Annotated in this window: 3 protein-coding genes; all 3 read right to left on the minus strand. The window is 71.6% G+C overall.

Going from position 1 to position 4,479, the window contains the following annotated elements:
• A partial coding sequence (locus G6017_RS10185; RefSeq protein WP_182617220.1) for an NAD(P)/FAD-dependent oxidoreductase occupies positions 1 to 636 on the minus strand: 636 nt, incomplete at its 3' end.
• Positions 636 to 2,750: a molybdopterin oxidoreductase family protein gene (locus tag G6017_RS10190; RefSeq protein ID WP_182617218.1), complete on the minus strand. Its 2,115-nt coding sequence runs from the start codon at positions 2,748 to 2,750 to the stop codon at positions 636 to 638. The genes G6017_RS10185 and G6017_RS10190, both read right to left, overlap by 1 nt.
• A gap of 35 nt (positions 2,751 to 2,785) precedes the next feature.
• Positions 2,786 to 4,198, minus strand: a complete 1,413-nt coding sequence (locus G6017_RS10195; protein ID WP_179524648.1) for a nitrate/nitrite transporter — start codon at positions 4,196 to 4,198, stop codon at positions 2,786 to 2,788.
• Positions 4,199 to 4,479 lie beyond the last annotated feature (281 nt).

Here is a 4,479-nt window from a genome sequence, read left to right on the forward strand (position 1 = left end):
CACCACCCGGACGCCGAGCTCGTCCAGCGCGCGGATGAGCACGCGCCCGCCGCCGGAGTCCAGGTGGGAGTCCATCGGCCAGGCCCGGGGGTGGACGACGACGACATCGCGGCCCGACCGCGCCAGTGCGCAGGCCACCTCGAGACCGATGAAGCCGCCGCCCACCAGGGCGACCCGACCGGGGTGTTCCTCGAGGTGGGCGGTGAGTCCCCGGCAGTCCGAGGCGTCGCGGAGCGGGAACACTCCCGCGGCGAGCGCCCCGTCCGTGCCACGGACCCCGTCGATCGGCGGGATGGTGGCCTCGGAGCCGGTCGCCAGCACCAGGTGGTCGTAGGGGACGCGCTCGCCGTCGGCGAGCTCGACCTCCCGGGCCACCCGGTCTATCCCCTGCACCGAGGCGGACGTGCGCATCTCGATGTGGTTGCGGTCCCACCACCCGGTGGGCTTGAGCCGGGTGGATCCCGGGTCCCCCATCCCCCCGGCCACCACGTGCGAGAGCATGATCCGGTTGTACGGCGCCTCGGGTTCGGCGCCGAGGACGGTCACAGACATCGTCTCGGGATCCGGTTCGGCGCGCCGCAGCTCCTCGGCGAGCCGGGCACCGGACATCCCCGCCCCCACCACCACCACCCGCATCACGCGGCCTCCAACCGGACCGCGCACGCCTTGAACTGCGGCATGCGGCTGTAGGGGTCGAGTTCGGGCAGGGTCACCAGGTTCGCGCGGGCGGCCCCGGAGTAGTGGAACGGCAGGAACAGGGTGTCGGTCCGCATGTCCTCGTCGCACCGCACGAGCGCTTCGACCGCCCCGCGGCGGGACACCACCCGGGCGCGTCCGCCGTCGTCGAGCCCCACGGCCCGCGCGACGACCGGGTGCACCTGGACCCACATCTCGGGGTCGGCCGAGAGCAGCTCCGGCACCCGCCGCGTCTGGGCACCGGACTGGTAGTGCGAGAGCACGCGTCCGGTGGTGCCCAGCAGCGGGTAGTCCGCGCAGGTGTCCTCCGCGGGTGGGTCCACGGCGGCCACGGCGAAGCGGGCCCGGCCGTCCTCGGTGGCGAAACGATCGAGGAACATGCGCGGTGTCCCGGCCGGGGTGTCGGCGCCGCACGGCCAGAACAGTGCCTCTCCGGCGTCGAGGCGGTCCCAGTCCATGGCCGAGTAGTCCGCCTTGCCCCCGGCGGAGGCGCGCGCCAACTCGTCGAACACCACCCGCGGGTCGGTCGGGAACCGATCAGGCCGCCGCCCGAGTCGGCGTGCGAGCTCGTTCCAGATCCACAGTTCGTCGCGGGCGCCCTCCGGCGGGGTGACCGAGCGGCGTCGACGCAGCACCCGGCCCTCGAGGTTGGTCAGCGTGCCCTCCTCCTCGGCCCACTGCGGGACCGGGAGGACGACGTCGGCGAGTTCGGCGGTCTCGGAGAGGACGAAGTCGGCCACCACGAGGGTGTCCAGCGATCGGAGCCGGGACGTGACCAGGTCGGCGTCGGGCGCGGAGACCACGGGGTTCGAGGCGTGGAGCAGCATCGCCGTGGGCCCACCGGGCTGCCCGAGCGCGTCCAGGAGCTCGAAGGCCGAGAGCCCGGGCCCGGGGATCTCCTCGGGCCCCACTCCCCAGACCGCGGCGACGTGCGCGCGGGCGGCCGGATCGGTGATCATCCGGTAGCCGGGGAGTTGATCGGCCTTCTGCCCGTGCTCCCGGCCTCCCTGCCCGTTCCCCTGGCCGGTGAGGGTGCCGTAGCCCGTGCCGGTCCGGCCCGGCAGGCCCAGTGCCAGCGCGAGGGCGATCACGGCTCCGACGGTGTCGGTCCCCCGTGAGTGTTGTTCGGCACCGCGGGCGGTGAGGACGTAGGCACCGGTGCCCGCGTCACGAGAGCCCGCCAGCAGTTCCACCGTGCGTTCGAGTTGGTCGGCCGAGACACCGGTGACGCGTTCGGTGCGGTCGGGCATCCAGTCCGCCGCGATCGCCCACGCGTCCTCGAAACCCGACGTCCGGGTGGAGACGTACTCGGTGTCCAGGTGTCCGCCCACCACGGCGACGTGCAGGAGCCCCAGGGCCAGCGCCGAATCCGTGCCCGGCCGCAGCCTCAGATGGATCCCACCGCCGTCGACGGCCCGGTGCGCGGTCGCGCTGAGGCGCGGGTCCGCCACCACCATGCCGCCGGCCGCCGCGGCCGTGTCGAGGTGCTGGACGAACGGGGGCATGGTGTCGGCGGGGTTGGCACCGATGAGCAGCACCGCCCGGGCGTCGTCGAGGTCGGTCACGGGGAACGGCAACCCCCGGTCCAGCCCGAAACTCCGGTTCGCCCCGGCCGCCGCACTCGACATGCACCAGCGGCCGTTGTAGTCCACGAGTCTGCTCCCCAGCGCGAGGCGGGTGAACTTGCCCAGTGTGTAGGCCTTCTCGTTGGTCAGGCCACCCCCGCCGAAGACCGCCACGGCGTCGGGGCCTCCCGAGGCCTGCGCCCGCCGGATGCCGTCGGTGACCCGGGTCAACGCGGTGTCCCAGTCGGTCGGCCGCAGGTGCCCGTCCACCCGGATCAGCGGCGTGGTGAGCCGATCCGGGTGGTCGAGCAACCCTGCCGACGTCCACCCCTTCCGGCACAACCCGCCCCTGTTGGTGGGGAACTGCTCCGGGGTGATCGTCGCCGGTCCGTCACCGGCGGACGGCGTCACCGACATCGCGCACTGGAGTGCGCAGTACGGGCAGTGGGTGTGTGTCGGCGGGCCGGTCGTCGTCAACGCGTGCACCATGTGTCCTCTTCGTCTCGATCGTCGACCGAGGCCGGTCAGGCCTCGGCGCCCACGGGGACCCGGGGCTCGGTGGGTGCCGCGGCGACCGCGTCGACCCCGGCGGAGGCCCGCATGTAGACGACGCGCGTGACGATCGCCGCCACCACGTAGAACACCATGAACACGAGGAACGCCGACGTGGCCGCACCGGAGGACTGGTAGGAGGTGCGCAGGGTCATGTTGATGAGGAAGCCGCCGAAGGCCCCGACCGCGCCGGCGACCCCGATGAGCGCCCCGGCGTGGGCCCGCGACCAGGACGTCCGAGCGGCCTCGTCCAGTCCGAGTGTGTGGCTGCGCGCCTCGAAGACCGACGGGATCATCTTGTACACCGAGGCGTTGCCCACCCCGGTGAGCCCGAAGAGCGTGAGGAAGGCGGCGAAGAACAGGACGAGCGCGCCACCGGCGAGCCGGCCGTCGTTCGACGCCTGGATGTTCGAGGTCACCACGAGCGCGACGGTGGTGACCGCCATCCCGCAGAAGGTCACGAAGGTCACCCGGGCTCCCCCGAAACGGTCGGAGATCCGTCCACCGGCCATGCGGGTGAGTGAGCCCAGCAGTGGTCCGAGGAAGGTGATCTGTGCCGCGTGCAGGGCCGCCTGGGCCGGCTCCTGGCCGTTGCCGGTGAAGGTCATGGTGAGCATCTGACCGAACGCGAAGGCGAATCCGATGAAGGATCCGAAGGTGCCGATGTACAGCAGCGACAACACCCATCCGTCCTTGTCGCGGGCCATGTCCTTCATGCTCTGCACATCCACCGTCTGGTGCGCGAGGTTGTCCATCTTCAGCGCGGCGCCGATCCCCGCGACGACGAGCAGGACGATGTAGACGCCGATCACCCAGTGCGGTGACCGGTTGCCGGCCAGTGCGATCACGATGAGCCCCACGACCTGGATCGTGGCCACGCCCAGGTTGCCCCCACCCGCGTTGAGGCCGAGGGCCCAGCCCTTCTCCCGCTGGGGGAAGAAGGCGTTGATGTTGGTCATGGACGACGCGAAGTTGGCGCCGCCGAGTCCGGCGATCGCGCCCACGACGAGGTACATCCAGAGCGGTTGGCCCGGGTTCGCCATGATCCACAGCATCCCGACCGCGGGGATGAGCAGGACGAAGGCCGAGAACATGGTCCAGTTGCGTCCGCCGAAGGTGGCGGTCGCGAGCGTGTACGGGATGCGCAGGAAGGCGCCGGTCAGCGTGACCACCGCGGAGACGAGGAACTTGTCGGGTGCGTCCAGTCCGTAGACGTCCTGGGGCATGAACAACACCATGACGGCGAACAGGGTCCACACGGAGAACCCGACGTGCTCGGCGAAGACCGACCAGTAGAGGTTGCGCATGGCGGTCTTCCTGCCGCCCGACTTCCACTGCGCGTCGTCCTCCGGATCCCAGTTCTCTATGACATGTGAGCGCGACATGAGGTCGACCCCCTCTCTCTCGTGACGTGGACACCCCCTCGGTGTCCTTGCGAACTGACCGTATGCACGCCCTGTTTCCCCGGCGCTACCCGGTATGACGTGATGGTCACGGTGTCCTCACGCCGGACGCAACCCGCCGTGAGGGGTCTGCCACCGTGGTGGACTGGGGTCATGTCACCCCGGTTCACACCCCGCGCCCTCGGCGCCGTCGTCACCGCCGCCGCCCTCGCCACGGGCCTCGCGCCCGCGGCATCCGCCCAGCCCACCGAGGCGTGGCGGGA

The organism is Dietzia sp. B44 (assembly GCF_014145245.1).
Lineage (GTDB): Bacteria > Actinomycetota > Actinomycetes > Mycobacteriales > Mycobacteriaceae > Dietzia > Dietzia natronolimnaea.

What these genes read in the sequence shown, in the direction of transcription:
- G6017_RS10190 (WP_182617218.1), bottom strand. Translation starts at nt 2,750, where the DNA reads ATGGTGCACGCGTTGACGACGACCGGCCCGCCGACACACACCCACTGC.
- G6017_RS10195 (WP_179524648.1), bottom strand. Translation starts at nt 4,198, where the DNA reads ATGTCGCGCTCACATGTCATAGAGAACTGGGATCCGGAGGACGACGCG.